This window comes from Streptomyces sp. A01 (assembly GCF_059026195.1).
Map to the genome: position 1 here is coordinate 38410 of NZ_JBWLKN010000006.1, position 24620 is coordinate 63029.

A 24620-nucleotide genomic window follows, 5' to 3' on the forward strand; every position below is an offset into this window, starting at 1 on the left:
GACTTTCGATTCTAACGGGCGCATACTCTGCCCCATGTCCAAGCAGCTCACCTTCCGCTTTACCTATGGCACCGGCCCGTCCGGCTGCCATGGTCGTGCTGCTTGATCAACTGACAAACGACTTCCCAGGCGCCCCGGGCCGAACAGGCCCGGGGCGCTTGCTGTCTTCCGGGTCTGGCCATCGGCTCAGGGGCCTCAATCAAGGACCCAGGAGACACGGATATGAGCACGCGGACAGTGACAGCGGCCACAGCGACCCCGACAGCCCCAGGCTCCGCGACAACCACGGCCACAGGCACAGCCACAGGCACCACCGCAGCCACGGCCGCTCAGCCCGGCGGCGCACGGGACACCGGCGCGCGCACCGAAGCGGCGGCGGGTGTGATCACCGGCGCCCGGGAGCGGATCGACGACCTGGACGGGCGGATCATCGGACTCGTCCAGGAGCGGATCGCCGTTTCGGCCGTCATCCAGCGCGAAAGGATCGCCTCCGGTGGGCGGCGCGTGAACCTCGCGCGCGAGCTGGAGATCCTCAGCCACTACCGCGACCAGTTGGGCAAGCCGGGCACCACGCTCGCCATGACGCTGCTTGAGCTGTCCCGTGGACGCGTCTGACCCGTTCACCGGCGGGTACGGACCTGACCCGCGCACCGGCGGGCGCGGGGCCGACCTGCCCCCGGCGGGCGCGGGTCCCACCCGTCCACCGGCGGGCGCGGACGGACTACGCACGGCGGACGCGCGCGGCTCGGACGTGGCGCGGACGGGGTACGTGCGGAATCGTTTAGTCGCCGTGTTCCGCGCGCCGTCACCCGTACGGCGCGTGACCGGCGCGCGCGGGTATTCGTTGGGCTGGGTGTCCGCGCCAGCCAGGAGCGGCTTCACACCACGCGTGGCTTCCGTTCCTGTTCATTGGGCGCCCAGCAGCGGCAGGACGGATCACCGAAGCGATGAGACGTGCTCCCTGTGGTGACTCAGGCGGTGCGCGTCGTGGGACCTCGCTTCGGTCAGGGCGACCGGTCAGCAGGGGACAGCAGCCCGGTCGTCACCAAGGACGGTCGGTTCCGGGGACGCCTGGAACCGACCGCACCCGGTTCGCACCACATCCGGTCGAAACTGTTGCGCCGGATGAGACGTATCCACCACGATGCAAGGCGAGACTTCCGTACCGCGCAGCGTCCTGTTTCGCGTGCTTTCTCCTACCTTCGACGGCCTGACCAGCCCCCGGACGGTACGCGCCAGCGCACCTCGTACAGCGGACAGCTCTACCCCTCAGCGTCCTCTTCATCAAGGACCTCAGAACCAGCGGCGCACCCCCCGGCGCCGCCCCTCAGCACCGGCGCTGCCCTGTCGCCGATGCTGAACCCCGAGGGCCCCGTGGTTGCCAGCACCCCCCGCAGGCGACCACGGGGCCCTTGCCATGCGCCCGCGCGCGGGTGTGGGCGCGCGGGGCGGCATGGCCGCGCTTTCTGCACGCGTGCGCGCACACGTGCGGGTGCGCACACGCGTGCGCGCGGCTCTCACCGCCCGCCCCGCAGGCCGCGTCGGCTGGTGGGCGCGGTGCCGATGTGCCGCCAAGTGAGCCAGGTCACTGCCGGTTGTGACCTTTCTGTGAGCAACCTTTGACGGCGACCACTGGTCATGTACGTGCAAACGCACGGCCATCACGCGCCCCCACCGCGACGGCCTTCCACACGGGTGCCGCTGTCCCCAGCCGCACCTTTGGACCCAGAAGAGGTCTCATGAAGCTTCGCCGCGTCCTTGCGTCCGCTGCGGTCACGGCGGCCATTGTCCCCGCCGCCCTGCTGGCCGCGCCCGTCGCCTACGCCGACAGCCCTACGGGTGACCCCTCTGTCACGGCCACGGAGGCCACGACAACCGCGCCCACGCCGACGGACACCTCCACGCCGACCGACGCTCCGCCGACGACCGACACTCCCACGGGCAAGCCCACCACGGCGACCCCCACGGACACGGAGACCACCACGGCTCCGCCGACCCCGACGGACACGCCGCCGGCGACCGAGACTCCCACGGGCAAGCCCACCTCCACCTCCGACCCGTCGGAGGAGCCCGCCCCGTGCACGGACGGCGACTACAGCGAGGACCCGGAGCTCACCACCACCCTCACCGGTCTGCCGTCGAAGGTCGTCGCCGGCAGCGGGTACCACGGGTTCAAGTTCACCGTGAAGAACAACTCCGACCGCTCCTACCAGCGCGTCGACCTGGGGATCATCGCGGGCACCTCGCACGCGAGCGACCAGGACGGCACCGGCAGGTACCTGACCCTCCAGTACCAGGACCCGAAGACCGGCGCGTGGGCGACCATCTCCACCAGCGAGGACGACGAGGGCCAGGGCTACATCGGGTACACCCAGGTGCGCCCGAAGGAGACGCTGAACCTCGACCTGCGGCTCAGCGTCGCCAAGAGCGCGCCCGTGGGCTTCGGCTACGCCGTGTCCATCGGTGTGTACGCGGATGACGAGGGCAACTGCGTCTTCTCGACCGGCGAGTACTACGACTTCGAGGTCCTGAAGTCCTCCGCGCAGGTGCCGGGCGAGGTCCCCGACGCCAAGCCGCAGGGCGGCAAGAAGTCGCTGCCTGCCAAGCCGCAGGGTGACAAGGAGATCCACCCGGAGGGCGAGCTGGCCGAGACCGGCTCGTCGTCCAGCCTGCCGACGATCGCCATGATCGGCGGCGTAGCCATGGTCGCGGGCGCGGGCGCGATCGTCGTCGTCCGGCGCCGTAAGGCCGGCGCGACGGCCTAAGCGGTTCGCTGCCGCGGCGCAGCCGTGGTGGTGTGTGGTCGCGTGGTCCTCGTCCCCGGACGAGGACCACGCGACCACTGCTTTTCCCCGGCTGCCCCGGCCCGCGCGGGGCGGGGCGGGGCGCCGTGCCCCCCGGCGGCTGCCCGCGGCTGTTTCCCCAGCTTGGCGAGCGGCCGGGCCGCGCTCAGGGATTCGTCCTCAAACGCCGGACGGGCTTGAAGGAGGCAACCTGGGGGGCGGGGCGCCGCGCCCCGAGCGCCTCGGCCGGCGCGTGGTCCCGGGTCACCCCAACGCGCCCCCGCGCCGCCCTTGATGGCGACGGGACGCCGCTGGACGCTGGGCATAGCCGACCACCGGGGGCCGCCATGGGCGACGAGAACCACCTCAACGGGTACGACCTTCTCAACGAGGAGATCATCACCGCCGCTGAGCCTGAGCCGGAACAGCAGGATGAGGACGATGGAGAGGGATGACACCGGACGTCGCTGGTTCGCGGGCTACCTCGCACGCCCCGCGCCAGCCCACGCCACGAGCGAACGGACCTGTCCTGACCACCCGACGACCAGGCTGGTACGGGTCCTCGGCCGTGCCTGGATCTGTCCGGTCTGCGTCCGCCAGCGCGCTGACACCGGCCCCTCCGCGTCCGAGTAGCCCGCCGCCGCGCGACGAAGCCCCCACCGCTCCGGCCGCGACGTCGACCGCAGGGCGGGGCGTCGACCGCAGGGCGGTGCGGTCTCCTACACCTGGGCCTTCGGTGGGAGCTTCGGCAGGGGGACGAACGGCAGGTCAAGGGCGCCGAAGGCGTCCTTGGGGACGGCTGGGGTGTGGGGTTCCACAGGGGACAGGCGCTGGTAGGGGCGGTCCTGGGCGGGGCGGGCGTCGGGTTCGCCCTTGTTGGGCCAGAGGGACATGGCTCGCTCTGCCTGGGCGGTGATGGTCAGGGACGGGTTGACGCCCAGGTTGGCGGTGATCGCCGCGCCGTCCACGACATGGATGCCCGGGTGGCCGAACAGGCGGTGGTACGGGTCGATGACGCCGTTCTCCGGGGTCGTGCCGATCGGGCAGCCGCCCAAGAAGTGCGCGGTCAGCGGGGTGCCCATCAGCTCGCCGACGTTCGTGCCCGCGAAGCCGTTGATGGACTCGGCGACGAGCTGCGCCGCCTCGGCACCCTCGGGTATGAAGTCGGGGTTGGGCGCGCCGTGCCCCTGCCGGGCGGTGAGCAGGCCCTTGCCGAGGCCCTTTTCCTTGCGGTAGGTGGTCAGCGAGTTGTCGTGTGTCTGCATGACCAGGCCGATGATGGTGCGTTCGGACCAGCGGCGGTTGGACAGAGCGCGTACGGCGAGCGTGGGGTGCCTGAGGTTGGCGGCGAGGAAGCTCACCCAGTTCGGCACCCGCTCGCGGTGCGGGAACTGGAGGATCGACAGCGAGCCCATCGCGTTGGAGCCCTTGCCGTAGCGGACGGGCTCGATGTGGGTCGTCGCGTTGGGGTGGATCGACGAGGTGATCGCGACGCCCTTGGTGAAGTCGACGCGGCGTTCGCCGCTGATCTTCCGGTAGCGCCGGTCGGTGGTCTGCGATCCGAGGATGGCCTCGGAGTTGGTGCGGGTCAGCGAGCCGAGGCGCTCGGACAGCCGGGGCAGCTCGCCCCGGTCGCGCATCGTGTGCAGCAGGGTCTGCGTCCCGTACGTACCGGCGGCGACGACGACCTGGCGGGCGCGCAGCGTCCGCGGCTGGTCCTTGGCCTTGGCCTTGGCCTTGCGCTTCGTCTCGGTGGGGACCGTGGCGACGCGGTAGCCGCCCTCCGGGTGGTCCGCGAGGCCCACGACCGTGGTCATCGGGTGGATGACGGCCCCGGCGCGCTCGGCGAGGTACAGGTAGTTCTCGTTGAGGGTGTTCTTCGCCCCGTGGCGGCAGCCCGTCATGCACTCGCCGCACTCGGTGCACGCCTTGCGGTCGGGCCCCACGCCGCCGAAGTACGGGTCGGCGACGGTCTCCCCCGGCCTGGCCCGCACGCCGTCCTTGGCGCCGTCCGCCTTCGCGTCGTCGCCGTCGCCGAAGAAGACCCCGACCGGCGCCATGTGGAAGGAGTCGCCGACGCCCATCTTCTCTGCGGCGTCCTTGAGATGGACGTCGGAGGGGGTGAGGGTCTTGTTGAGCCGTACGCCGAGCATCCGCTGGGCCTGGTCGTAGTACGGCTTCAACTCCTCCTGCCAGTCCGTGATGTGGCCCCACTGCGCGTCCTGGAAGAACGCGGGCGGCGGCACGTACAGGGTGTTGGCGTAGTTGAGTGAGCCGCCGCCGACACCGGCGCCCGCGAGCACCATCACCTTGCCGAGGATGTGGATGCGCTGGATTCCGTAGAGGCCGAGTGCCGGGGCCCACAGGTAGTTGCGCAGGTCCCAGGAGTTCTTCGGCAGGGTCTCGCGGGTGAAGCGGCGGCCCGCCTCCAGCACGCCGACGCGGTAGCCCTTCTCGCTCAGGCGCAGCGCCGTGACGGACCCGCCGAAGCCGGAGCCGATGACGATGACGTCGTAGTCGTACGCGGCGTCGTCAAGCTCGGCTGGGTCGGCGGGGGCCGCCGGGGCGGAGTTGTCGGCAGAGTCGTCCCGTGACACTGAGGTACCTCCGTAGGAACGTGCGGCTCAGCGGAGCCGGAATGCCTTCATGGCGCGCAGGCCACGAGTCATCAGCTGCGCGTACTTCTCATCGGTCAGACCGAACGCGGGGGCCAGCGGCAGCAGCCGCTGCTGGGCGACGGTCTGCGCTTCGGTGAACCTCAGGACGCCCTCGCTGCCGTGCCTGCGGCCGAGGCCCGAGTCGCCCATGCCGCCCATCGGGGCCTGGGCGCTGCCGTACGCGGCGGCGTAGCTCTCGTTGACGTTGACCGTTCCCGCGCGCAGCGTGGCGGCCACCGCGCGGCCCCGGCCGCCGTTCTTTGTCCAGACGCTGGCGTTGAGCCCGTAGGAGGTGGCGTTGGCCAGATCGATGGCCTCCTCCTCGGCGGAGAAGCGGTAGATCGAGACGACGGGCCCGAAGGTCTCCTCGGTGCAGACGGCCATCGGCGACTCGACGCCGTCGAGGATGGTCGGCTCGTAGAAGAGGGGGCCGATGTCGGGGCGGGCGCGGCCGCCCGCGACGACGGTGGCGCCCTTGGCGACGGCCTCGTCCACGTGCCGGGTCACGGTGCTGAGCTGCCGGTCGGAGACCAGGGAGCCCATGTCGGCGCCGTACGCGAGGTCGGCGCCGAGCCGCATCGCCTTCGTACGGGCGGCGAAGCGGGTGAGGAACTCGTCGGCGACCGACTCGTGGACGTACAACCGCTCGATGGAGACGCAGAGTTGGCCCGCGGAGGAGAAGGCGCCGCGCACCGCGCCCGCCGCCGCCTTGTCCAGGTCGGCGTCCGCAAGGACGATCATGGCGTTCTTGCCGCCGAGTTCGAGGGAGCAGCCCACGAGCCGGGCCGCGGCGCCCTGGGCGACCTCGCGGCCGGTGCGGGTGGAGCCGGTGAACGAGACGTAGTCGGCGTGGGAGACGATGGCCGGGCCGATCACGGGCCCTTCGCCGAGGACGATCTGCCAGACCCCGGCCGGAAGCCCGGCCTCGATCAGCAGCTCGCGCGCCCACAGGGCGGTCAGCGCGGTCTCGGTGTCCGGCTTCATGACGACGGCGTTACCGGCGACGAAGGCGGGGAGCGCGTCACCGGCGGACAGCTCGAAGGGGTAGTTCCAGGGGGCGATCTGGCCGACGACGCCGCGCGGCTGGCGCAGTTCGGTGACCTTGGTGAGGGTCGGCATGACACCTACCCGGCCCTTGGGGCTCAGGTAGGCGGCTGCCTTGCGCCCGTAGTGGCGGGCGGAGATGGCGACCGCCTGGACCTCTTCGTGGGCGTGCAGCCTGGCCTTGCCGGTCTCCAGCTGGATGAGGTCGAGGACCTCGGACTGCCGCTTCAGGACGAGATCGTGGAAGCGCAGCAGTACGGCGGCGCGCTGCCGCAGCGGCAGGGCCGCCCACAGCTTCTGCGCCTCGCGGGCGCGCGCGAACGCGGTGGCGACGTCCTCGGGCGTGGACTCGGGCAGGTCGGCGAGCTTCTCGCCGGTGAGGGGCGTGTGGCTCAGCGTCCGGCCGTCGCCGACGACGTCGCGGGTGAGCCGGGACACCAGCTCGGGGGTCACCACATCGGCCGCCGTGCGCGTCCCCGACGGGGCGGTGAAGACCGGGTTTCCGGAGGCGGTGGATGTGGTGCTCGCTGTGACCTGCGTGGTGCCCTTCGAGTCCGTCATGCGGGTGAGCGTATGCCCGCTCGGCCCGTTTGGGTACCCGGCGGTAACTCCTTTTCACCAACCCGCCACGATCGCGCCAGCAATCACTGGCCCAGTAGCCCTGGTCAGCGCGCTTTCCGGGTAGCGGGCAGGGTCCGGCACGTCGTTTCGGCAGCTGCCAGCCGCATATTCGCCGCCGCCTTCACCGGCCGCCTCCGGCCGGGAGGGGCGGGGTCCGCCCCTCCCGGCCGACGTCACAGATCCTTGATCTCCAGGTTCTTCACGACGTCCTTGAACAGCTTCTCGCCCTCGTCGCTCGGCTTGCCCTTGGCGGGCATCTCGACGACGAGCTGCCACTGCACGTCGTTGCCGTTCATGTAGTGCAGCTCGCGGCGGCGGAGGTTCCGCGGGTTGGTGGAGTCGCTGGTGGTGAACGTGGTGGTCAGCTCGGCTGCCTTCGCGCCCTTGTACGTCGTCGCCCGCACCGTGCCGTTGATCGTCCCGCTCGCCATGCCGTGCTCGTAGTAGTCCTCTTTGTAGTTCGCGAGGTGCGCGTTGGCCTCGCCGAGCGCGGTGTCGCTGTCGCCCTCCTCGGTGACGGCGTCCCTGCGCAGGGTGATGGTGAAGACCTTGCCCGGGTCGAGGAGCTTGATCTCGTTCTCGTTCTCGCTGAGCGCGTAGTCCTTCGGCGCCGCGACGGTGGCCCTGACCCGCTCCTCCGCGTCCACCGTCTTCCAGCCGTCCGGCGCCTCGTCCCCGCCGCCGAACGGGTTGGCGATGACGAGCACCAGCGCCACCGCGGCCGCCAGCACACCGCCTCCCAGACCGAACTGGGCCTTGCGGCTGGACCTCAGCCAGCCGGGGAGGACCCGGGAGCCGCCGCCGCGCTGCCCCTGGCCGGGCGCCGTGCCGCCCGCGGCGAACAGCGTCGCGGGCTGCGGGGCCGGGCGTGCCACCTGTTCCAGCGTCTGCCGTGCCTCGGCGGCCGTCGGGCGCGCCGACGGCTCCTTGCGCAGCAGCTGCATGATCAGCGTCCCCAGCGCGCCGGAGCCGCGCGCGGGCATCTGCGGCTCGGCCGAGAGCACCGCCTGGAGGGTGGCGGGGTGGTTGGAGCGTCGGTACGGGGACATGCCCTCGACCGCCGCGTACAGCACGACACCCAGCGACCACAGGTCCGACTCCGGGCCGGGGCGCTGCCCCAGCACCCGCTCGGGCGCGATGAACTCGGGGGAGCCGACGAACGCGCCGGTCTCCGTCAGCCCCTGCTCGCCCTCGACCTGCGCGATGCCGAAGTCCGTCAGCACCACCCGGTCGTACTGGCCGAGCAGCACGTTGTCCGGCTTCACATCGCGGTGCAGGACGCCCGCCTCGTGCGCCGCTGAGAGCGCGCCGAGCACCTCCAGGCCGATCCGCGCCGCCTCGCGCGGGTCGAGCGTGCCCTCCGCCAGCACGTCGCCGAGCGAGCGGCCGCGCACCAGCTCCATGACGATCCACGGGCGGCCGTCCTCGACGGCCACGTCGTGCACGGTGACCACGGCGGGGTGGTTGATACGGGCGGCGGCGCGCGCCTCGCGCTGCATGCGCTGGTAGACCGTCTGCCGCTCACGCTCGGGCAGGCTGTCCGGCAGCCGCGGCTCCTTGACCGCGACGTCCCGGTCGACCACCTGGTCGTGCGCCTTCCACACGGTGCCCATGCCGCCGTGCCCGAGCCGCGCCGTCAGCCGGTAGCGGCCGCCGATCAGCCGCCCCGCGTCCGGGTCGGCGGCGACGGTCCCCGCGGCGGCGCCGCCGGGGCCGGGCAGCCCGGCGAGCTGTGTCGGCTCGTACGCCTGGGGGCCGCCGCCGGCGTTCGGGTCGTAGGCGCGCGGGTCGGGGCCCGGGGCGCCGTGCGCCGCGTACGGGACGTGGTCACGCCGCGCGCTCTGGTCCTCCTGGTACCCAGCGCCCTGCCCTGGCACCGGCGCCGGGCCCGGAGCGGCCGGGGGCTGTGCTCCTTGCGGCGGTCGCAGCCCATAGCTCGTGGGCTCGTTCGCCCGTCCCCCATCGTTCGTCATGGCCTAATCATTACCTCGCGCCGCCGCCGGGTGGCCAGCGGGCCCTGGCTCGTGCACACGATGGTGACAAAGCCGTTGCCACGGAGGTCAGTTAGCGCCCGGCCGGTCGAAGCTCGCGACGACGGCATCAAAATGTCGCTTTGCTTCGGCCTTTTTGCCGATAGGGCCTGATACCCACACGTCGTACATCTGGCCCCCCTCGTCCCAGCTGAGGTCATAGGTGACGCGCGTCCCGCCGTCCCCCGCCGTCCCGTCCCAGGTGAACTCCCACAAGCCCGCCGGACGCCCCGCGTGCGTCGTCTCGGTGACCTTGCCGTCCCGGTAGCCCTCGTACCGCTGCGGGCCCTCCGCGTGCGCGTCCCGCATCACCCGCACCGGCCCCCGGGGGTCCAGCGACTGCGGATGGACACCGATCCTGAACGCCTTGCCGGGTGAGTAGTAGTAGACGCGGGGCGCCTCGTAGTCGCGGGTATAGCCCTTGGGCAGGGCGACCTTGAACCCCGCCGGGTCGTCGAACAGCTCATACCCCTGCGGAACGGAGCCTGACCCGGTCGGCGCCTCACCGGCGGGGGGCGGCGAGCCCGCCGACTCTCCCCTCCCGCCGCCCTTACCCGTCTGCTTCCCGTCCTTCTGACCGTCCCCGGGCTCCCTGGCTCCGGCCGCGGAGCCGCCGTCTCCATCGCCGGTCCGGTCGAGCAGTGTCAGGGCTCCCCCGGCCACACCCGCCAGCGCCACCACGGCGGCGGCCACCATCACCGCCATACGACCACGTGCCGGGCGCCCGGCACGCGCCCGGCCGCGCTGCCCCTGTTCGCCCTGGCCCCCTTGGCCACCGGGACCGCCGCGCCCGTCGGCCGGGCCGGTCGGCGGTGCGCCGCCCTGCCCCACGGGGGCGGCCCCCTCCCCGTACGGGGAGCCGACCGGGCCGGGGTAGCCGTACGAGGCGGGCCCGCCGTGCGCGGCGGGCTGTGCGTACGGGTCCGGCTGCGCGTACGCGTCGGGCTGTCCGTACGGAGTGGGCCGGACCCGCGCGGGCGGTGGTGCCTGCTGTGCGTACTGGGCGTGGTGCGTCTGCCGCGCGGGCTGCCCCGGCGCGTCGGGCCGGCCGGGTATGTCCGGCGCGGCGTGCGAGGGCGGGGCGGGGGCGGCGCTCACATCCCGGGAGCGGCCGGTCCGGGCGTTCCCGCCGCGCGGCGCCGCGGAGCTCGCCGCGCGGGCTCCCGGCTGGATCACCGGCTGCTGCCCGGTGTCCAGGTACGCCCGGAGCAGCCGGTCGGCCGTGTCCGCGTCCAGCCGCTGCTCCGGGTCCCGGTCGAGCAGCCCGCGCACGACGGGGGCCAGGGGCCCGGCGGCGTCGGGCGGGTGTATCTCGTCGAAGACGACGGCGTGCAGCACACCGCCCAGCGAGTCCCGCCGGAACGGTGACTCCCCGCTGACCAGCGCGCACAGCAAGACGCCGAGCGACCACAGGTCCGACTCGGGGCCCGTCCTGCGGCCCGACATCCGCTCGGGCGCGGTGTACTCGGGCGAGCCGACGAAGGTGCCGGTCTCGGTGATCGTCGTGACCCCGTGCACCTGGGCGATGCCGAAGTCGGTGAGCACGACCCGCCCGGTGCCCGACTCCATCAGGACGTTGGCGGGTTTGATGTCGCGGTGCAGCACGCCGCGCGCGTGTGCCGAACGCAGCGCGTCCAGCACCGCCGCGATGATCCGCGCCGCCTCGCGCGGCCCGACCGGGCCGTCCTGGACAAGCTGGTCGGCGACGGAGCGCCCGTCGACCAACTCCATGACGATGCACGGGCGTTGGTCCTGCTCCACGACGTCGTGCAGGACGATCACGTTGGGATGCTTGATCTGGGCGACGGTACGGGCCTCGCGCAGCGTGCGGTCGCGCTGGAGCTGGGCGTCGAGCGCGGAAAGCCCCTCGCCCAGGTGCAGCTCCTTGACCGCCACCTGTCTGCCCAGCAGTTCGTCATCGGCACGCCACACCATGCCCATGCCGCCCCGGCCGAGACGTGACACCAGCCGATAACGGCCGGCGATCAGCCGGCCGTCGCCCCCGAAGCTACCCATGGGCCCATCTTGCCTCACCGTCACCAGGCCGGACCGCCCCGGACCCCGCGGACCACCGGGTCCCCGGGCCGGGCGCCTCCGGTGCGCCCTGGCCCATCAATCGCACGGCTGTATATGGCGGTTGTTGTCGCATAAGGCGGTTAACACGCATCAGGCCCTGACCCGGCCGAAGCCGACGGAGGCCGCCACAGTCGATGGCGCCGTACGTGGCGGCGCCACGTCACAGCAGCGCCACGTCACCACAGCTCCAGGTCAGCGCGCGGTCCCGGTGGCCGATCGCGCGCCCGCTCGTACCCGGACACGGGGGCCTCCCGGTCACGGCCCGGCCGTGCGGTCCGCCACCGACTCCGCCGCCAGCGCCCGCAGAGCGCTGTACGCGGCCTGGATGAACGCCCCGCTCAGCGCCGGCGACCGGTTGGCCAGCGCGACCAGGGAGACGTCCGCCTGCGGGCTGAACCCGGCGAAGGCGGTGAACCCCCGGGTGCCGCCCGAGTGGTGGTAGAGGTCGTGGCCGGGGCGGGGACGGATGTTCCAGACCAGCGCGAGGCGGCTCGTACCGCGGGGCACGACCAGGCGGGGCCGGGTGACGTCGGCGAGCGCCGCACGCAACCGGGCCGGGACGGCGACCGGGGCCGATTCCGGGTCGGCCAGCAGGTCGAGCAGGGTCAGCATGTCGCGGGTGGAGGACCGCACCGCTCCCGCTCCGGGCAGGCCGGGGATCTCCCAGCTGGGCCTGGCCCGGCCGTGCCAGTAGCCGGTGGCCTGCGGGAGGTCGGGCGCGCAGCTGGTGCGGCGCAGGCCCAGCGGGCGGAGCACGCGGGTGGCGAGGAGCTGGCCGTAGTCACCGTAGAGGCCGTGGCCGGGCCCGGCGGCCCGCGCCAGCAGGTGGCCGAGCAGTCCGACGCCGAAGTTGGAGTAGTGGAACCGGGTGCCGGGGCGGACCCGGGTGTGGGTGCGCCCGAGGGCGGCCAGCAGGTCCTCGGTGTGGAAGGCGGCGTACGGGTTGGCCAGCCACCCCGGCATCGACCGTAGCGCGAAGCCCGGCGGGAGCCGGGGCAGCCCGGAGGTGTGCGTGGCCAGATGCAGCAGGGTCACCGGGCCGCCGCGGGTGTACGGGGAGGCGACGCGCGGCAGGAAGCGGGTGACAGGGTCCTCGTAGTGCACCTCGCCGCGCGCCACCATCTCGGCGAGCAGCAGCGCGGTGAAGGTCTTGGTCAGCGAGCCGATCTCGAAGCGGGTGTCGGCGTCCACCGGGTGCCCGCCGTCCCGGGCGGTGCGCCCGTCCGCGAGGAAGACCCGGTCCTCCCTGCGGCGTGCGGCCACCGCGACACCGCTGGCCCCCGGGGAGGCCCGCAGCAGCGGTACCAGCGCCTGCGTCGCCCAGGCGGGTTCGGCCCCTACGGGCGCGGGCGGCTGCCGTGGCCTGCCCCGCGCGCCCCGTGCGGTCGCTGTGCCCGGTGCGTCCCGGCGCTGCCGCCCGGCCTGCCCGCCGCGCCCGGTCCGCCGACCGGGCTCGGCCCGCTCGGCGTGGGTGCCGGCGGGGCCCGGCCCGGTCCCGCCCGCCCCCTCGGGGCCCGGCGCCGGTCCGCCGCGGCCCGCGCGCCTCACCGCTGGGCCGCCGGGGCCGCTCCGCCCAGCGTGCGGGAGACCGCGAGGGTGCCCGCCACCGCCGCGACCACCGCCGTGTGCTGGTGGTCGTGGAAGCGCTGGTCGAGGTCTTCGGCGACCGGCTCGCCGTCGCGCGGCAGCAGACCGTCGTCGTGCTGGACGCGGGCGAGGAGTTCCCAGTCCGCCACGTCGCAGTACGGGCGTTCGAGGCAGGAGCCGACGATCATCAACTCGGCTACCAGATCCCACTGTTCGACCTCGGCCCAGATGTCTATCCATACCGGCAGCCAGGTACTGATGTACTCGGTCAGCTCGGTCGGCAGGCCGGTCGGCTGGGCGGCCCAGTCGGTGAGGTGGAAAACCGTATGGGTCATGCAGTAACCGGTCATCCAGTCGATGCACCAGGGCTCCGGGATGCCGGACAGCCAGGTGGTGCTGGTCAGCCTCTCCCAGTCGTAGGCGAGTCCCTCCTCGTCGAGACCGGCGATGCGGGCGGCGTTGGCGACGCCGAGCTTGCGGTTGGGGTGCTGCTCGATGCCGCGGACCGACCGCAGCCCTGTGGTGTGCCGTATGAGCCGCTCCAGCGGCTCGTGCCGGTACCCGTTGAGCGTGAAGTGCGAGTACGTCTCCAGCGGGTCGCTCATCATCGGGTACCGCAGCAGCCGCTCGTAGAGCATGTCGCCCTGGCTGAACTGCCGCCAGCAGTAGTCGAGCAGCTCGCGGGCGATGCGCAACTCGGCGGTGCCCGCGGCCGACTCGCGCAGCACGAGCGTCGCGGCCAGCGCCGTCTCGCCCAGCGGCTTGTACACGCTGTCCGGGTCGCCGAGCTCGGCCGTCGTGCCCTCTGGCAGGCCGCCACGCTCGTGGTGGGTGTGCAGCCATGCGAGCGCCTTGGACGTGACGCGGTGGGCGGTCTGGGTCGCTGTTGCTGTCATGCGGCCTCCAGTCCGGTCAGGTGGCGGGTGATGGCGAGATCCAGGGCGAGCCGTGGGCCGCTGCTGCCGAGCAGCCCCAGGTGTTCCACCAGCGGCGGAAGCTCCAGGAAGGTCCGTACGCCCTCGGCCTGCAACAGCGCCAGCCAGCGCACGATGCGGGTGGCGGTCGGGTAGTCGCGGCGCAGCATGGCGCGGGTCGCGCCGCGCGCCAGGGCCAGCGGTTCCTCGCGTGCCGCCGCGTGCACGGGACCTTGGAGTCCCGGCAGGGCCAGCGGCGAGAGCTGCCCCATGCGGACCGACCAGCGCTGCCAGTCCAGACCGGCGGCCTCGGCGCCGTCCGCCGGGGCGTCGGCGACGTAGGAACTGTCGGTGGCGTGCAGCCGGTCGGCGGCGGACGAGCCTTCGGTGACGCGTACGCCTTCGGTCACTGAGGCGCCGTCCGCCGGGTACGCGGCGCGCAGCCGCTCATCGGACAGCACCGGCGCCCCGATAGGTTGCTCCGCGCTGACCTGCGCGGCTTCCTCCGGTGCGAACCGGCCGAGCAGGTCCGCCAAGGCCCAGTCGCGCCAGGCGACGACCCAGGGCTCCGCGGGGCCGGCGGGTGGCGGCTGCGGCGGGCCGACGGCGGGTGGGAAGACGGTGAAGGACATGGCGATGGCCGCCGCGTCCTGCGGGGAGAAGGGGGTACCGGTGAGAAGGTACGGGGCGAAGAGGTCGGCTCCTACGACCCGGATGGCGGCAAGGGCCGCCTTGGGGTCGTCGGCGTCCTCGACGTGCTCGGCGACCAGGGCCGTGCCCCCGACACCCCGTAGGGCGTCGAGGACACGGCTTGCCAGGTCGGCCGCCGAGGCGGCATAGGCCGTCTGCGGCCGATCAGGGCTCACTTGTCCTTCGGCTCCTTCGGCGACAGCAGGAGGCCGAGAAGCAGCTTGCCCGCTGCCTGCGGGGCGTACAGCGGGGCGTCGCTGAGTGGCGCTTCCGGTTCCACCATCAGGTAGCCGACGGCCTCCTCGTCGGTGCGCGACACGAGGAGCGGTTCTGTGTTCTGAGCAAGCATGTGTTTGCCTCCTCAAATAGACTCATCGCCGTTGCCGGAGATGCTCACTAAGATCCGAATTTACACCCCTTCGTGGCGATATGCCCCTCGACAGAAATCCCGCTCCGGACGGCAACGGACCTGCCCGGGTGAGCATCTGAGGATTCAATTGAATCCCGGATCAGCTCCCGCCCTGTTGCCGGCCCCGCTGGGCGCCCTGTTGGGCGCACCTTGCTCACGCGCCGGAGCCCCGGCGCGTGAGAGCCAGGCAGCCGGTCAGCCGGCGACCCGCCAAGTGCGGCTGCCCTTGAGGAACTTGCGCAGTGCGGGGTCCAGCACCGCGGTGGTGCCGTCACTCGCCCGCGCGGTGACCGTGTGCTTGCGCCCATCGGCCCTGATGCCAAGCGACTTGGGGGTGACCGACGCCCGGTCCCTGGCCGCCTTCACCTCGCGCCCGTCCGCGTACCAGCGGATCGACGCCGAATCCGGCACATCGACGCTCACCCGGGCCGTCCTCGACAGGGACTTGTCCGTGGGGGTCGTACTGGCGAGCACGCGCGCGTGCCGGTAGAAGCCCGCGATCATCGCCTCCCGGCCGGGGAGATTGAACTCGCGGCCGAGCTTCCGCATGATCGAGTTCTCGGTGGGCCGGTTGAGACCGCGCTCGTAGTACCCGCCCCCCTCGTACGCCCCGACCGTGCCGCCGTCCGGCGACGCCTGGCCGAGCCAGCGGTGCCACTTCTTCCGCTGGGCGGCCATGTCCTTCGCGCTCAGCTTGCTGATGTTCACCGCGGTGGGCTCGGGGCCGGTGTACGTGCCCTCCTCGCCGTAGGTGTACTCGTCGGCGAGCTTGCCGAGCGAGTGTCCCGTCTCGTGGACGGCGACCTGGTCGGAGTCGGCGTGGTCGGACGAGGCGGTGGCGATGCCGTCGTAGCCGGGCTTCGAGGTGACGTCGTTGTAACCGGCGCCGCCGTACTTCGCCGAGTTGCTGAGCACGATGACCAGGTCGGCGGCGGGCGCCTTGGCCGCGTACGACTCGACCTTGCCGGTGTCTACACACAGCAGCCGCTCCATACCGCCACACCAGAAGTACGACTTCAGCGCGGTGTCCTTGACGGTGGACTGCGCCGGATCGCCGGAGACGCCGGACTGGTTGGAGACGGCGTCCACCGCCCAGACGTTGAAGAGGCCGGGGTAGGACGTGTACGGCTCGACCGCGGCGATCTGCTTCCACTTCGAGCGCGCGTCGGCGTGGAAGTCCTCCTGCTGGGCGGCGGTGTAGCCGTCGCCGATCACGACGACGTCGAGCTTGTCGGCCGTCGAGCCGTTCTCGACCAGCGGTGTCACGTCCCCGTCCCCGGCCACCTCGGCGGGGGAGAGCGGGCGGGCGGCGCGGGCGATGTGGTCGGGGGTGGAGACGGGGACGGTGGTGTGCCGGGGGTGGCCGTTCGGGCCGGTGAAGTACTCGACCTCGTGGACGCGTTCCGTACCGTCGGCGGCCGGGGCGGCGGATGCGGAGCGGGGCTCGTCGGCGTCACCGCCCACCGCCGTCGCGGTGCCGGTGAGCACCGCGGCGACGGCTACGCCGCCGGCTATCGCGGCGGTACGGATACGTATACGGACACGTCTGGACATGGCTGGTCTCCCGAAGCCGGATGTGTAAGCGGCGAGTTAAGCCGGATTAAGTTGCCGCTCAACGTAGAGGCGGGAGAGACATCAGACAATGGTTCGAGAGGAAGTGACGGAAGTAGCGGCGGTGTTGTACGCACCGTCGCGAGACCACGCGACGCCGGGGCCCGTGGCGGCGGCCGACGGACCCCGGCGTGGCGGGAGTGGGCAGTTGGCGGGAAGAGCGGGCTAGCGGAGCGTGCCGCAGTTCGTGCCGTGCTTCCCGCCGTGTTCACCGGCGATCCGACCGCCCCAGTTCACGCACAGCCCCTTGCCGTAGCGGTACACCGGCCCGGCGTACGCGCGGTAGTGCCCGGAGTCGAAGGACGGGCTGCCGTCCCCGGCGACCTCCCGCAGATCGGCCTCCACGAGGACCGGCTCACCGGGGGTGTCGCGGATGGTGACCACACAGTTCTTTGCGGTGCCGCTGTTGTACGTGAGGAAGGCCGTGCCCGAGTCGCCCACCCGGGCGGAGTTGACGACCTTGTAGCCGCCGCCGCAGACGCCGTTGTACGCGGCCCTCGCCGGGGCGGCGGCCGGCTCCTTGGCCGGGCGATCGGCGGCGGGAGAGACGGAGGGGGAAGAAGCGGGGGACGGGGAGGGGGATGCGGCGGAAGAGGTGGTGGGGGACGCGGGGGTCGTGGGGGTCATTGAGGTCGTGACGGAGGTGGAGGGCGAAGCGGATGTGGAGGTGTAGCCGGAGGCGGGAACGGGCCGGGTGACGGTAGCCGACGCCTGCGGTGCGGTGAGGGCGACACAGGCGCCCGTGACGACGACAGCGAACGCGTTCGTGGCGCGCTTCGAAAGCTGCATGGTTCCTCCGTGCGGGGGGATCGCGGGTGAGTCCCGTCACCGCAGTTGACAGCCGCACCGGGGTGGCGGTTGTGGCTCATCCGGCACACATCCGAGATGTCAGATCCCTGACTCCCTTTGTTTACAAAGGAGTTGAGCGATGTCCGCCATGTGTCCGGTTTTCCCGGCGCCCGCCGCTTTCCCCGCGCCCCTCGCGCCCGCCCTTGCCCGCCTCTTGTACGCCCCACGCGCCGCCTGCCCCTCCGGCCCGCAGCGCCCCTTCCCGCCGCCCCCTCCCCATCGTTCCGCTTCCGCTTCCGCGTCTGCTCCCGCCACGCCCCCGCCGCGCCTACGCCGCCTCGTCGCGTACGAGCCGCAGCAGCCGGTCGAACACCACCCGGCCGCCGGCCCGCACCCCGTCGTGCTCGTACTCGTCGGTCACCCAGGTCCGCAGGCCCCGGATGGAGCGCGCCGTGCGCAGCGAGTGGGAGGTCTCCACGTACAGGTCGTCGTGGTAGACCATGGCCGCCACGGGCACGGTGTTGCGGGCGAGCTGGCCGGTGTCGTAGAGCGGGCCCCACCCGGTGCGTTCGGCGAGCAGGTGCGCCGTCTCGCGCAGGGGGCGCAGCGCGGGATGGGTGTCCAGCATCCACGGGTGCACGGTCTCCCCTGTGAACAGCACCGGGCCCCCGTCGGCGACCGCCTTCCCCGCGTCGAACTGCGGGAACTCGGCACGCACGCGGTGGGCGGCCCAGTCGGTGGCGCGGCCGCCCCGCGCGTAGATGGACTCGTGCAGCAGGGCGTAGAGCGGGTTGGCGGCACGGCTGAAAACGGCGGCGGCGCGCTCGCCGAACTCGTCGCTGAGCCGGGGCCCCTGGGCGGTCGGCACGAAGGCGCTCTCCAGCAGGTAGTGCAGCCGGTGCGAGCCGTCGCCGGTGCCGAGCAGGATGCCGAGCTGCTGGAACGCCTCAGGTGTCAGCGTCGTCCCGTCGGGCAGCACCTCTTCATGGGTGGCGAGGTGATCGGCGATCCGGGCGGCGTTGGCCAGGTCGCCGGGGTAACGGGCGTAGTGCCGCAGCGACTTGTGTTCCATGCGCGGATAGGCGGCGCGGTAGACCGTGTCGGCGTCCGCGTCGAGCGAGGGGAGCCCGCCGGTGATGAGGACGGTGGCGAGCCCTTCGGGCGCGTACGAGAGGTAGCTGACCGCGCAGAAGCCGCCGAAGCTCTGCCCGAGAACGGTCCAGGGCCGGTCGCCGAGCAGCCGCCCGCGTACCAGCTCGCAGTCCTTGACGATCTCCACAGCACGGAAGTGCGCCAGGTATCCGGCCTGCTCGGCCGGGGTGCCGCGCAGGGGCAGGGTCTGCCGGTTGGCGGGGGTGGAACGGCCGGTGCCGCGCTGGTCGAGGAGGAGCACCCGGAACTCGTCGAGCGCCCCGTCGAGCCAGCCGCCGCGGCCGACGGGCCGGTCGGCGGCGCAGCCGGGCCCGCCCTGGAGGTACAGCAGCCACGGCAGCCCGTCGCGGGCGCCGTACTTGTCGGCGGCGACGACCTCTCGGGCGTACAGCTGGATCTGTTCCCCGCCGGGGGCCGTATGGTCGAGCGGAACGTCGAAGACATGATCGGTGAGGACGAGTCCTGGCTGGCGGACCATCGTGTCCGGATCGATCGCGTTCGGCATCTTTCCATCCTCACGTAAATGAACTAGATAAATGTATTTAGCTCCGCGATAAACCTACCCGCGGGGAGAAGAGGGCACGGTGGCGGACAAGAGCGCGGGCGACGCGGGTCACCCGGGCGACCCGAGAGCGATCGGGCGGCGCGTGCTGCGGCTGCGGACAGCGCGCGGCCTCACCCAACGGCAGCTGGCCGAGCCCGCTTACAGCCCCGCCTACGTCTCCACCCTGGAATCGGGCAAGGTCAGGCCCTCGGAAACCGCCCTGCGGCACCTCGCCCAGCGGCTGGGCACCAGCCCGGAGGAGCTGACCACGGGGCGCCCGCCGCACGCCGCCACCGAACTGCGGATGCGCCTCACCGACGCCCGGCAGGCCCTGGAGACCGGCGCCGCCGACGACGCCGCCCGCACCTTCACCGCCCTCCTCGGCCAGGCCGCCGAGCTCGACCTCACCGCCGAACAGGCCACCGCCCGGCTCGGGCTCGGCGACTGCGCCCTCGAAACCGGCGAACTGCCGTGCGCGCTCGACCACTTCGAAGAAGCCGAACGGCTGCTCGCCACGGACCCGCTGCCGCGCCGGGTCCCGGCCATCCGGGGCCGTGCCACCGCACATCTCCTCGCCGGAGAACTGCGCTACGCCTGCTACCTGCTGGAAAGCGCCCTCGACGAACTGAACGCCACCGGGCTGCCCGACCCCGACGCCCTGCTGCTGCTGTACACCGCCTCCATCGCCCCGTACATGGACATGGGCGCCCACGCGCGGGCGGCCCACGCCGCCGAGCTGGCGCTCGCGCTGGCCCCGCGCGTGCGCGACCCGGCCCTGGTCGCCGGAATGCACCGCGGCGTCGCCCGCACCCTCATCGCCGAGGGACGCACCGCCGAAGCCGACGCGTCGCTGGCCAAGGCGCAGGAGCTGTACCAGCAGCTGCGCATCCACACCGACCTCGCGCACTGCCACTGGATGCGCGGCTACGTCCACGCGCAGGACGGCGACCTGGACCGCGCCGAGAAGGAACTGCGCACCGCGCGGGACATGCTGGCCTCCAAGCGCGCCGCGCTGTTCACGGTGCAGGTGGAGGTGGAGCTGGCCGACGTGCTGCGCAGACGCGGCAAGGCCGCCGAAGCCGAGGAACTGCTGCGTCCCCTGCTCACGCCGCTCGGCGCGCCACCCGCTGACGCGGCCACGGCCCCCGTACCGGGCCCCCGCGCCCAGGACAGCGAGCCCGTACGCCCTGCCGCACCCACTGGCACGCCCACTGTCGCGCCTGCTGGCGCACCCGCCGCCGCACGCACCGGCGCGCACACCGGTGGGCTCAGCGCCGAGCGGGGCGCCGTGCACGCGGGCGGCGCGCACCGGCTGCTCGGGCTGATCGCTGAGGAGCGCGGGGACACCGAGACCGCGGAGGAGCACTACTGTGCCGCCCTGTCGCTGCTGGAGCGGACGGGGGCGGCCGGAGACCTCGCCGACCTGTGCCGCCTGCTGGGCGATCTGCTGCGGCGCACAGGCCGCGTCGAAGCGGCCCTGGACGCCTACCGGACGGGTCTCGGCCACCGGGCGGCGCCCGGGACCACCACGCTGGGGCCCGCGCCGGCGGAACCGTCGGTCTGAGGTGCGTGGTCAGCGCGTGCCTCACGGTTCCAGCGCGGGGCCCCGCAGCGTGTCCCGCCGCGGACCAGCCCCTCCCCCCGCCAGGGGCCGGTCAGCGGCCGGTCCGGTGCGGCGCGAGCAGGCTGGACCAGCCACGCCGCAGGTCTGCGTACTCGTCCTCGCACAGCTCAGCGCGTTCCTCGCTGAGCTGCTCGCCATCGACGAGGGTCTCAAACCGGTCAGGGTCCGAGCCGTAGACGTAGCAGCGATAGTTGGCCGAGCGCGCAGCGTCGGGCAGATGTTCGTCGGAGAAGTCGAGATCCTCCGCGTCCGTCTGCTCCGCATAGAGGGCGTAGCTGTCAGCGGCGGCGAGCACCGCTTCGTGTCCAGCCACGCCTTGGGGGATGAGGAAATACGCGGCGAACTGATCCGCCACGTCCTCCTCGCGACCCACGATCGGCAGACCGAACTTGTCGATCAGCGCGTGGGCGACCTCGTGGTACAGGGTCTCGGTCACGACCCCTGCCGTCCTCGCTTCCGCCTCTTCGGCGTCCGCACCGTCGTCCTCGAAGAGGCCGCGCACCTCGTCCACGAACTCGTAGCACAGCTCCACCCGGCCGGTGCCCTCGTCGTACGTGGCGTCCGGCGAGCCGCACGACCTGCCGACGATCTTGAGGGAGGAGGGGACCTGAACACGGGCGTTGAGACGCGTGGCGACCTTCTCGCCGAGCCGCTGCCGCGTGAGGAAGGCGCGCTCGTCCGCGTCCGCCTTCCGGGCGGGCTCATGGGTCACTGTCAGGCCGCCGCGTGTGGGGGGCGCGGCGGCCTGAGACTCAGAGCTGCACCCCGTCAGCAGCCCGGCGCAGACGCCGGACGCGGCCACGGCGCTCGCTGTGCGCACGAGGGCACGGCGGCGAGGCCGGCGGTCGAGGCCCGGGCGGACCCCTGCGGGGTGGTGCAGCATGAGGGAAACTGTGCCGGTCAGCGGCCGCCAGGGGAATCCTTCAGTGGTCCCTCCTTACCCCCTCCGACCGGCGGGGGTATACCCGCCGGTCGGGTGGAATTGACCACTCCATTTCGGCCTGCGATGCGGCAGGCTGGTGCACGGCACAGCAGGGCGACGCACACGACGGTGGCGGGTGCGCGCCCATGAGAGAAACGACGCGCATGGCTGAGACGACGCGCAGGGCAGACGAGACGACGCACAGGGCAGAGAAGAGGAACCGGTCGGTGATCCGTGTAGCGGTGGTGGACGACGAGCAACTCGTCCGGTCGGGGCTCCGCATGATCCTTGGCACCGCCCCCGACATCGAGGTCGTCGCCGACTGTTCGGGCGCCGCCGCTGTGGAGACCCTGCGCGCCGCCGCCCCCGACGTCGTCCTGCTCGACATCCGGATGCCGGACCTGGACGGCCTGACCGTCCTGCGGCGGCTGCGCGCCGCGCCGCGCCCCCCGGCCGTCGCCATGCTGACGACCTTCGACGCGCAGGAGTACCTGACGGCCGCGCTCCGCGAGGGCGCCGCCGGGTTCCTGCTCAAGGACACCGACCCGGAGCAGCTCGTACGGGCCGTCCACACGCTCGCCGACGGCGGGCGCCTGCTCGACCCCGCCGTCACCGGCGCCGTCATCGGCGGCTACCTGGCCGCTGAGGCCGAGGTCACCGCGTCCACCGCCGTGCAGGGCCTGACGCCGCGCGAGCGCGAAGTGCTGGCCCTGCTCGGCGAGGGCCTGGCCAACCCGCAGATCGCCGAGCGGATGGGGCTGGCGCCGAGCACCGTCAAGGACCATGTGCGAGCGGTACTCGTGAAGCTGGGCGGTCTCAACCGCGTCCAGGCGGCGATCCTCGCCGACCGGGCGGGCCTGCTCGCCGACCGCTCCCGGTCGCCCCGCTCCCGCTCCGCCCGCCCGCTGTCCACGCCACCCGGCGGCTCGCCGTGACGGGGCGCTCCCCGCGCGCGGGGCGCTGGACCGTCATGGGGGCCGCCAAGGACAGGGCCACCGAGGACGGCTCAGCGACCGCGACGGCCGAGACGGCGGTGCCCGCGGCGACAACGGCTGACGCACCCCGCGCGGGCGGTGGTGCGGGCGCGGACGGGGCGTCCAGCGCGGGTGGCGGCGGGACGTACGCGAGCTACCCGCTGTTCTCCCGCCCCTCGCGCGTCTCCCGGCTGCCGCGCTGGGTCACACTCTTCGTGCCCGTCCTCCTCGCGGTCGCCGACGCGCTGCTGGTCAACTGGGACACCCGCGGCCTGGAACTGAACGTCTCGCTGGTCGCGGCGGCCGCGCTGCCGCTGCGGCGCCGGTTCCCGCTGCTGGTCTTCCTGGTCACCCTGCCGGGGATCTTCATCGGCTACATCTGGTTCGCGCCCATGATCGCGATCTACACCGTCGCTGTGCGGCGCCCGGGCCGTGCCGTCCTCACGGTGGCGGTGCTGCTGCTGGCCGCCGCGCACTTCGTGCCGTACCCGGTCTCCGACCTCGACCTGAGTGACCACCGGGAGAACGCCCTCACCCTCATCGACTCCTTCGTCACCTCCACCGCCCCGATCGCGCTGGGCCTCCTCGTCCGCATGCGCGGCGAGCTGGCCTCCCGCGTAGATGACCTGACCCGCAGCCGCCGGCACGCCGACCAGCTGCTGGCCGAACGGGTCGTCGGCACCGAGCGGGCGCGGCTCGCCCGCGAGATGCACGACGTCGTCGCCCACCAGGTCAGCCTGATCAGCCTCCAGGCCGGAGCGGTGCAGGTCAGCACCGAGGACGCGTGCGCGCGCGAGGGCGCGCGCACGGTTCGCGAACTGGCCGTACGCACCCTCGACGAGCTGCGCCACATGGTCGGTGTGCTGCGCGCGGCGGGCGGCGACACGGAGGAGCTGACCCCGCAGCCTCGGCTGGCCGACCTGCCCCGGCTGATCGAGGTGAGCGCCCTCGACGTGGAGTACGAGTACGCGAACGGGTACGGGGATGGAGACGCGATTGCCCGCCGGCGCGCGTACGCGGGCGGGGACACGCACGGCTACGGGGCGCCAGTCGGCTGCCCGCCCGGCCACGAGGCGGCGCCCGAGCCGGGTGACGCGGCACGGCGCCCCGAGGCGGTCGAGCGCGCGGCCTTCCGTACGGTGCAGGAGGCGCTGACCAACGTGCGCAAGCACGCGCCGGGCGCCCAGGTGCGGGTACGGATCAGCGAGGAGCCGGCGCTGCTCGGCGCCGCCGCGGACGCCGGCGTGACCAAGAGTGCCGGCGGCGCCTCGGCGAACGCAGCGAGCGGGGGCGCGGACACGGGTGGCAGCGCGGCCCCGGGGCTGCGCGTGGAGATACGCAACGGGCCGCCCGACGCGGCGGCACCGGCCCCCGAGCTGCCGGGTGGCGGACATGGTCTGGTCGGCCTGCGGGAGCGGGCGCAGTTGCTCGGTGGGACCTTCAGCGCGGGCCGGACGGACGACGGCGGCTTTCTCGTACGCGCGCACTTCCCGTTCGCCGGAGAGTGGCGCGGCTGACAAGGTCCGGCCGCGGCGGACGGGGCCGGGAAACGGGCGCGGGGAAGGGATGGGCCGCTGCCGGGCAGCGTCCAGCGGGGAACGGGGGGAGCAGGGAACGGGCGCGCCGCGGACGGGCGGCGTCAGGCGGAGAGCGGTTCGGCGGCCTCGTCGGTCGCCGAGGTGAGGTCCGGGTAGACCTCGAAGAGACGCCGCACACCCAGTGCGGCCAGGACCCGGTTCACGTGGGAGCCGTCCACGGCGCCCTGGGCGGGCAGGATCAGCCGGAGCCGACCGGAGCAGGAGCGCATCAGACGGCGCGCGGCGATGAGTACGCCCACACCGCTGGAGTCGCAGAATCTGACGTCGCCGAGGTCGAGCACAAGACTTCGGCGGCCCTCCGCGACGGCGTCGTGCACGTGCTGCCTTACGGCGGGCGAGGTGACCAGGTCCATCTCGCCGGAAACCCGCAGCACGGCCCACCCCGCTTGCTCTACCTCCAACACCTTCAACGTCACGCGCTCGAAGCCCTTCGCTCGCCCGCTAACCGGAACTATTCACTCCTGGACCGGCTGCCCGGCCCCCAACCCGCGAAACCCCAGGACACCCAGCCGAACCCAACGACTCTGCCGACCCTATGCCCCGCTACGGCACGTCAGCCCCATAAATCCGGTCACACGGCGATAACACATAGACG

18 protein-coding genes are annotated in these 24620 nt (G+C 72.8%); 5 read left to right on the top strand and 13 right to left on the bottom strand.

Annotated features, from left to right (window positions below):
- The first annotated feature begins 222 nt into the window (after positions 1 to 222).
- Both AC5P1B_RS09695 and AC5P1B_RS09700 read left to right on the top strand, forming a co-directional pair.
- Positions 223 to 615 carry a chorismate mutase gene (locus AC5P1B_RS09695; protein ID WP_493886240.1) on the top strand — a complete coding sequence of 131 codons (393 nt, stop codon included), beginning with the start codon at positions 223 to 225 and terminating at the stop codon, positions 613 to 615.
- Between the two features lie 1124 nt (positions 616 to 1739).
- Positions 1740 to 2765, top strand: a complete 1026-nt coding sequence (locus tag AC5P1B_RS09700; RefSeq protein ID WP_493886241.1) for an LAETG motif-containing sortase-dependent surface protein — start codon at positions 1740 to 1742, stop codon at positions 2763 to 2765.
- 737 nt (positions 2766 to 3502) lie between these two features.
- Here AC5P1B_RS09700 and AC5P1B_RS09705 read toward each other — a convergent pair.
- The 11 genes from AC5P1B_RS09705 to AC5P1B_RS09755 form a co-directional block, all read right to left on the bottom strand.
- Positions 3503 to 5380, bottom strand: coding sequence for a GMC oxidoreductase (locus tag AC5P1B_RS09705; RefSeq protein ID WP_493886242.1), 1878 nt, complete (start codon positions 5378 to 5380; stop codon positions 3503 to 3505).
- Between the two features lie 27 nt (positions 5381 to 5407).
- On the bottom strand, positions 5408 to 7045 hold the full coding sequence (locus tag AC5P1B_RS09710) for a succinic semialdehyde dehydrogenase (RefSeq protein WP_493886243.1): 1638 nt from the start codon (positions 7043 to 7045) through the stop codon (positions 5408 to 5410).
- Positions 7046 to 7278: 233 nt separating this feature from the next.
- Positions 7279 to 9078, bottom strand: a complete 1800-nt coding sequence (locus tag AC5P1B_RS09715) for a serine/threonine-protein kinase (protein WP_493886244.1) — start codon at positions 9076 to 9078, stop codon at positions 7279 to 7281.
- Positions 9079 to 9165: 87 nt separating this feature from the next.
- Entirely contained in the window at positions 9166 to 11151 is a 1986-nt protein-coding gene (locus AC5P1B_RS09720) for a serine/threonine-protein kinase (protein ID WP_493886245.1), read from the bottom strand.
- Between the two features lie 315 nt (positions 11152 to 11466).
- Entirely contained in the window at positions 11467 to 12759 is a 1293-nt protein-coding gene (locus AC5P1B_RS09725; RefSeq protein ID WP_493886246.1) for a serine hydrolase domain-containing protein, read from the bottom strand.
- A complete protein-coding gene (locus AC5P1B_RS09730; protein ID WP_493886247.1) occupies positions 12756 to 13694 on the bottom strand; it encodes a DUF6895 family protein in 939 nt (312 codons plus the stop codon). The genes AC5P1B_RS09725 and AC5P1B_RS09730 overlap by 4 nt, the downstream gene beginning before the upstream one ends.
- Positions 13691 to 14578, bottom strand: a complete 888-nt coding sequence (locus AC5P1B_RS09735) for a hypothetical protein (RefSeq protein ID WP_493886248.1) — start codon at positions 14576 to 14578, stop codon at positions 13691 to 13693. Before AC5P1B_RS09735 ends, AC5P1B_RS09730 begins: the two co-directional genes overlap by 4 nt.
- A complete protein-coding gene (locus tag AC5P1B_RS09740) occupies positions 14575 to 14751 on the bottom strand; it encodes a hypothetical protein (RefSeq protein ID WP_493886249.1) in 177 nt (58 codons plus the stop codon). Before AC5P1B_RS09740 ends, AC5P1B_RS09735 begins: the two co-directional genes overlap by 4 nt.
- Positions 14752 to 15006: 255 nt before the next feature.
- A complete protein-coding gene (locus AC5P1B_RS09745; protein ID WP_493886250.1) occupies positions 15007 to 16365 on the bottom strand; it encodes a M64 family metallopeptidase in 1359 nt (452 codons plus the stop codon).
- Between the two features lie 222 nt (positions 16366 to 16587).
- A complete protein-coding gene (locus tag AC5P1B_RS09750; protein WP_493886251.1) occupies positions 16588 to 17211 on the bottom strand; it encodes a spore-associated protein A in 624 nt (207 codons plus the stop codon).
- A gap of 328 nt (positions 17212 to 17539) precedes the next feature.
- Positions 17540 to 18868: an alpha/beta fold hydrolase gene (locus AC5P1B_RS09755; RefSeq protein WP_493886252.1), complete on the bottom strand. Its 1329-nt coding sequence runs from the start codon at positions 18866 to 18868 to the stop codon at positions 17540 to 17542.
- A gap of 79 nt (positions 18869 to 18947) precedes the next feature.
- On the opposite strand from AC5P1B_RS09755, the gene AC5P1B_RS09760 reads away from it, so the two are divergent.
- Entirely contained in the window at positions 18948 to 20471 is a 1524-nt protein-coding gene (locus AC5P1B_RS09760; protein WP_493886253.1) for a helix-turn-helix domain-containing protein, read from the top strand.
- Positions 20472 to 20562: 91 nt separating this feature from the next.
- Here the strand turns inward: AC5P1B_RS09760 and AC5P1B_RS09765 are convergent, their stop codons facing one another.
- On the bottom strand, positions 20563 to 21243 hold the full coding sequence (locus AC5P1B_RS09765; RefSeq protein WP_493886254.1) for a DUF4344 domain-containing metallopeptidase: 681 nt from the start codon (positions 21241 to 21243) through the stop codon (positions 20563 to 20565).
- A 437-nt stretch (positions 21244 to 21680) separates the two neighbouring features.
- On the opposite strand from AC5P1B_RS09765, the gene AC5P1B_RS09770 reads away from it, so the two are divergent.
- Together AC5P1B_RS09770 and AC5P1B_RS09775 are read left to right on the top strand one after the other, a co-directional pair.
- Entirely contained in the window at positions 21681 to 22388 is a 708-nt protein-coding gene (locus AC5P1B_RS09770) for a response regulator (protein ID WP_493886255.1), read from the top strand.
- A 35-nt stretch (positions 22389 to 22423) separates the two neighbouring features.
- Positions 22424 to 23944, top strand: a complete 1521-nt coding sequence (locus AC5P1B_RS09775; RefSeq protein ID WP_493886256.1) for a sensor histidine kinase — start codon at positions 22424 to 22426, stop codon at positions 23942 to 23944.
- A 122-nt stretch (positions 23945 to 24066) separates the two neighbouring features.
- Here the strand turns inward: AC5P1B_RS09775 and AC5P1B_RS09780 are convergent, their stop codons facing one another.
- A complete protein-coding gene (locus tag AC5P1B_RS09780; RefSeq protein WP_493886257.1) occupies positions 24067 to 24441 on the bottom strand; it encodes an STAS domain-containing protein in 375 nt (124 codons plus the stop codon).
- Positions 24442 to 24620: the final 179 nt, after the last annotated feature.

Bases quoted from the DNA above. Each gene is read 5' to 3' on its own strand.
- AC5P1B_RS09740 (WP_493886249.1), bottom strand. From the start codon at position 14,751: ATGCTTGCTCAGAACACAGAACCGCTCCTCGTGTCGCGCACCGACGAG.
- AC5P1B_RS09695 (WP_493886240.1), top strand. From the start codon at position 223: ATGAGCACGCGGACAGTGACAGCGGCCACAGCGACCCCGACAGCCCCA.
- AC5P1B_RS09700 (WP_493886241.1), top strand. From the start codon at position 1,740: ATGAAGCTTCGCCGCGTCCTTGCGTCCGCTGCGGTCACGGCGGCCATT.
- AC5P1B_RS09750 (WP_493886251.1), bottom strand. From the start codon at position 17,211: ATGCAGCTTTCGAAGCGCGCCACGAACGCGTTCGCTGTCGTCGTCACG.
- AC5P1B_RS09715 (WP_493886244.1), bottom strand. From the start codon at position 9,078: ATGACGAACGATGGGGGACGGGCGAACGAGCCCACGAGCTATGGGCTG.
- AC5P1B_RS09710 (WP_493886243.1), bottom strand. From the start codon at position 7,045: ATGACGGACTCGAAGGGCACCACGCAGGTCACAGCGAGCACCACATCC.
- AC5P1B_RS09745 (WP_493886250.1), bottom strand. From the start codon at position 16,365: ATGTCCAGACGTGTCCGTATACGTATCCGTACCGCCGCGATAGCCGGC.
- AC5P1B_RS09730 (WP_493886247.1), bottom strand. From the start codon at position 13,694: ATGACAGCAACAGCGACCCAGACCGCCCACCGCGTCACGTCCAAGGCG.
- AC5P1B_RS09755 (WP_493886252.1), bottom strand. From the start codon at position 18,868: ATGCCGAACGCGATCGATCCGGACACGATGGTCCGCCAGCCAGGACTC.
- AC5P1B_RS09775 (WP_493886256.1), top strand. From the start codon at position 22,424: ATGGGGGCCGCCAAGGACAGGGCCACCGAGGACGGCTCAGCGACCGCG.
- AC5P1B_RS09720 (WP_493886245.1), bottom strand. From the start codon at position 11,151: ATGGGTAGCTTCGGGGGCGACGGCCGGCTGATCGCCGGCCGTTATCGG.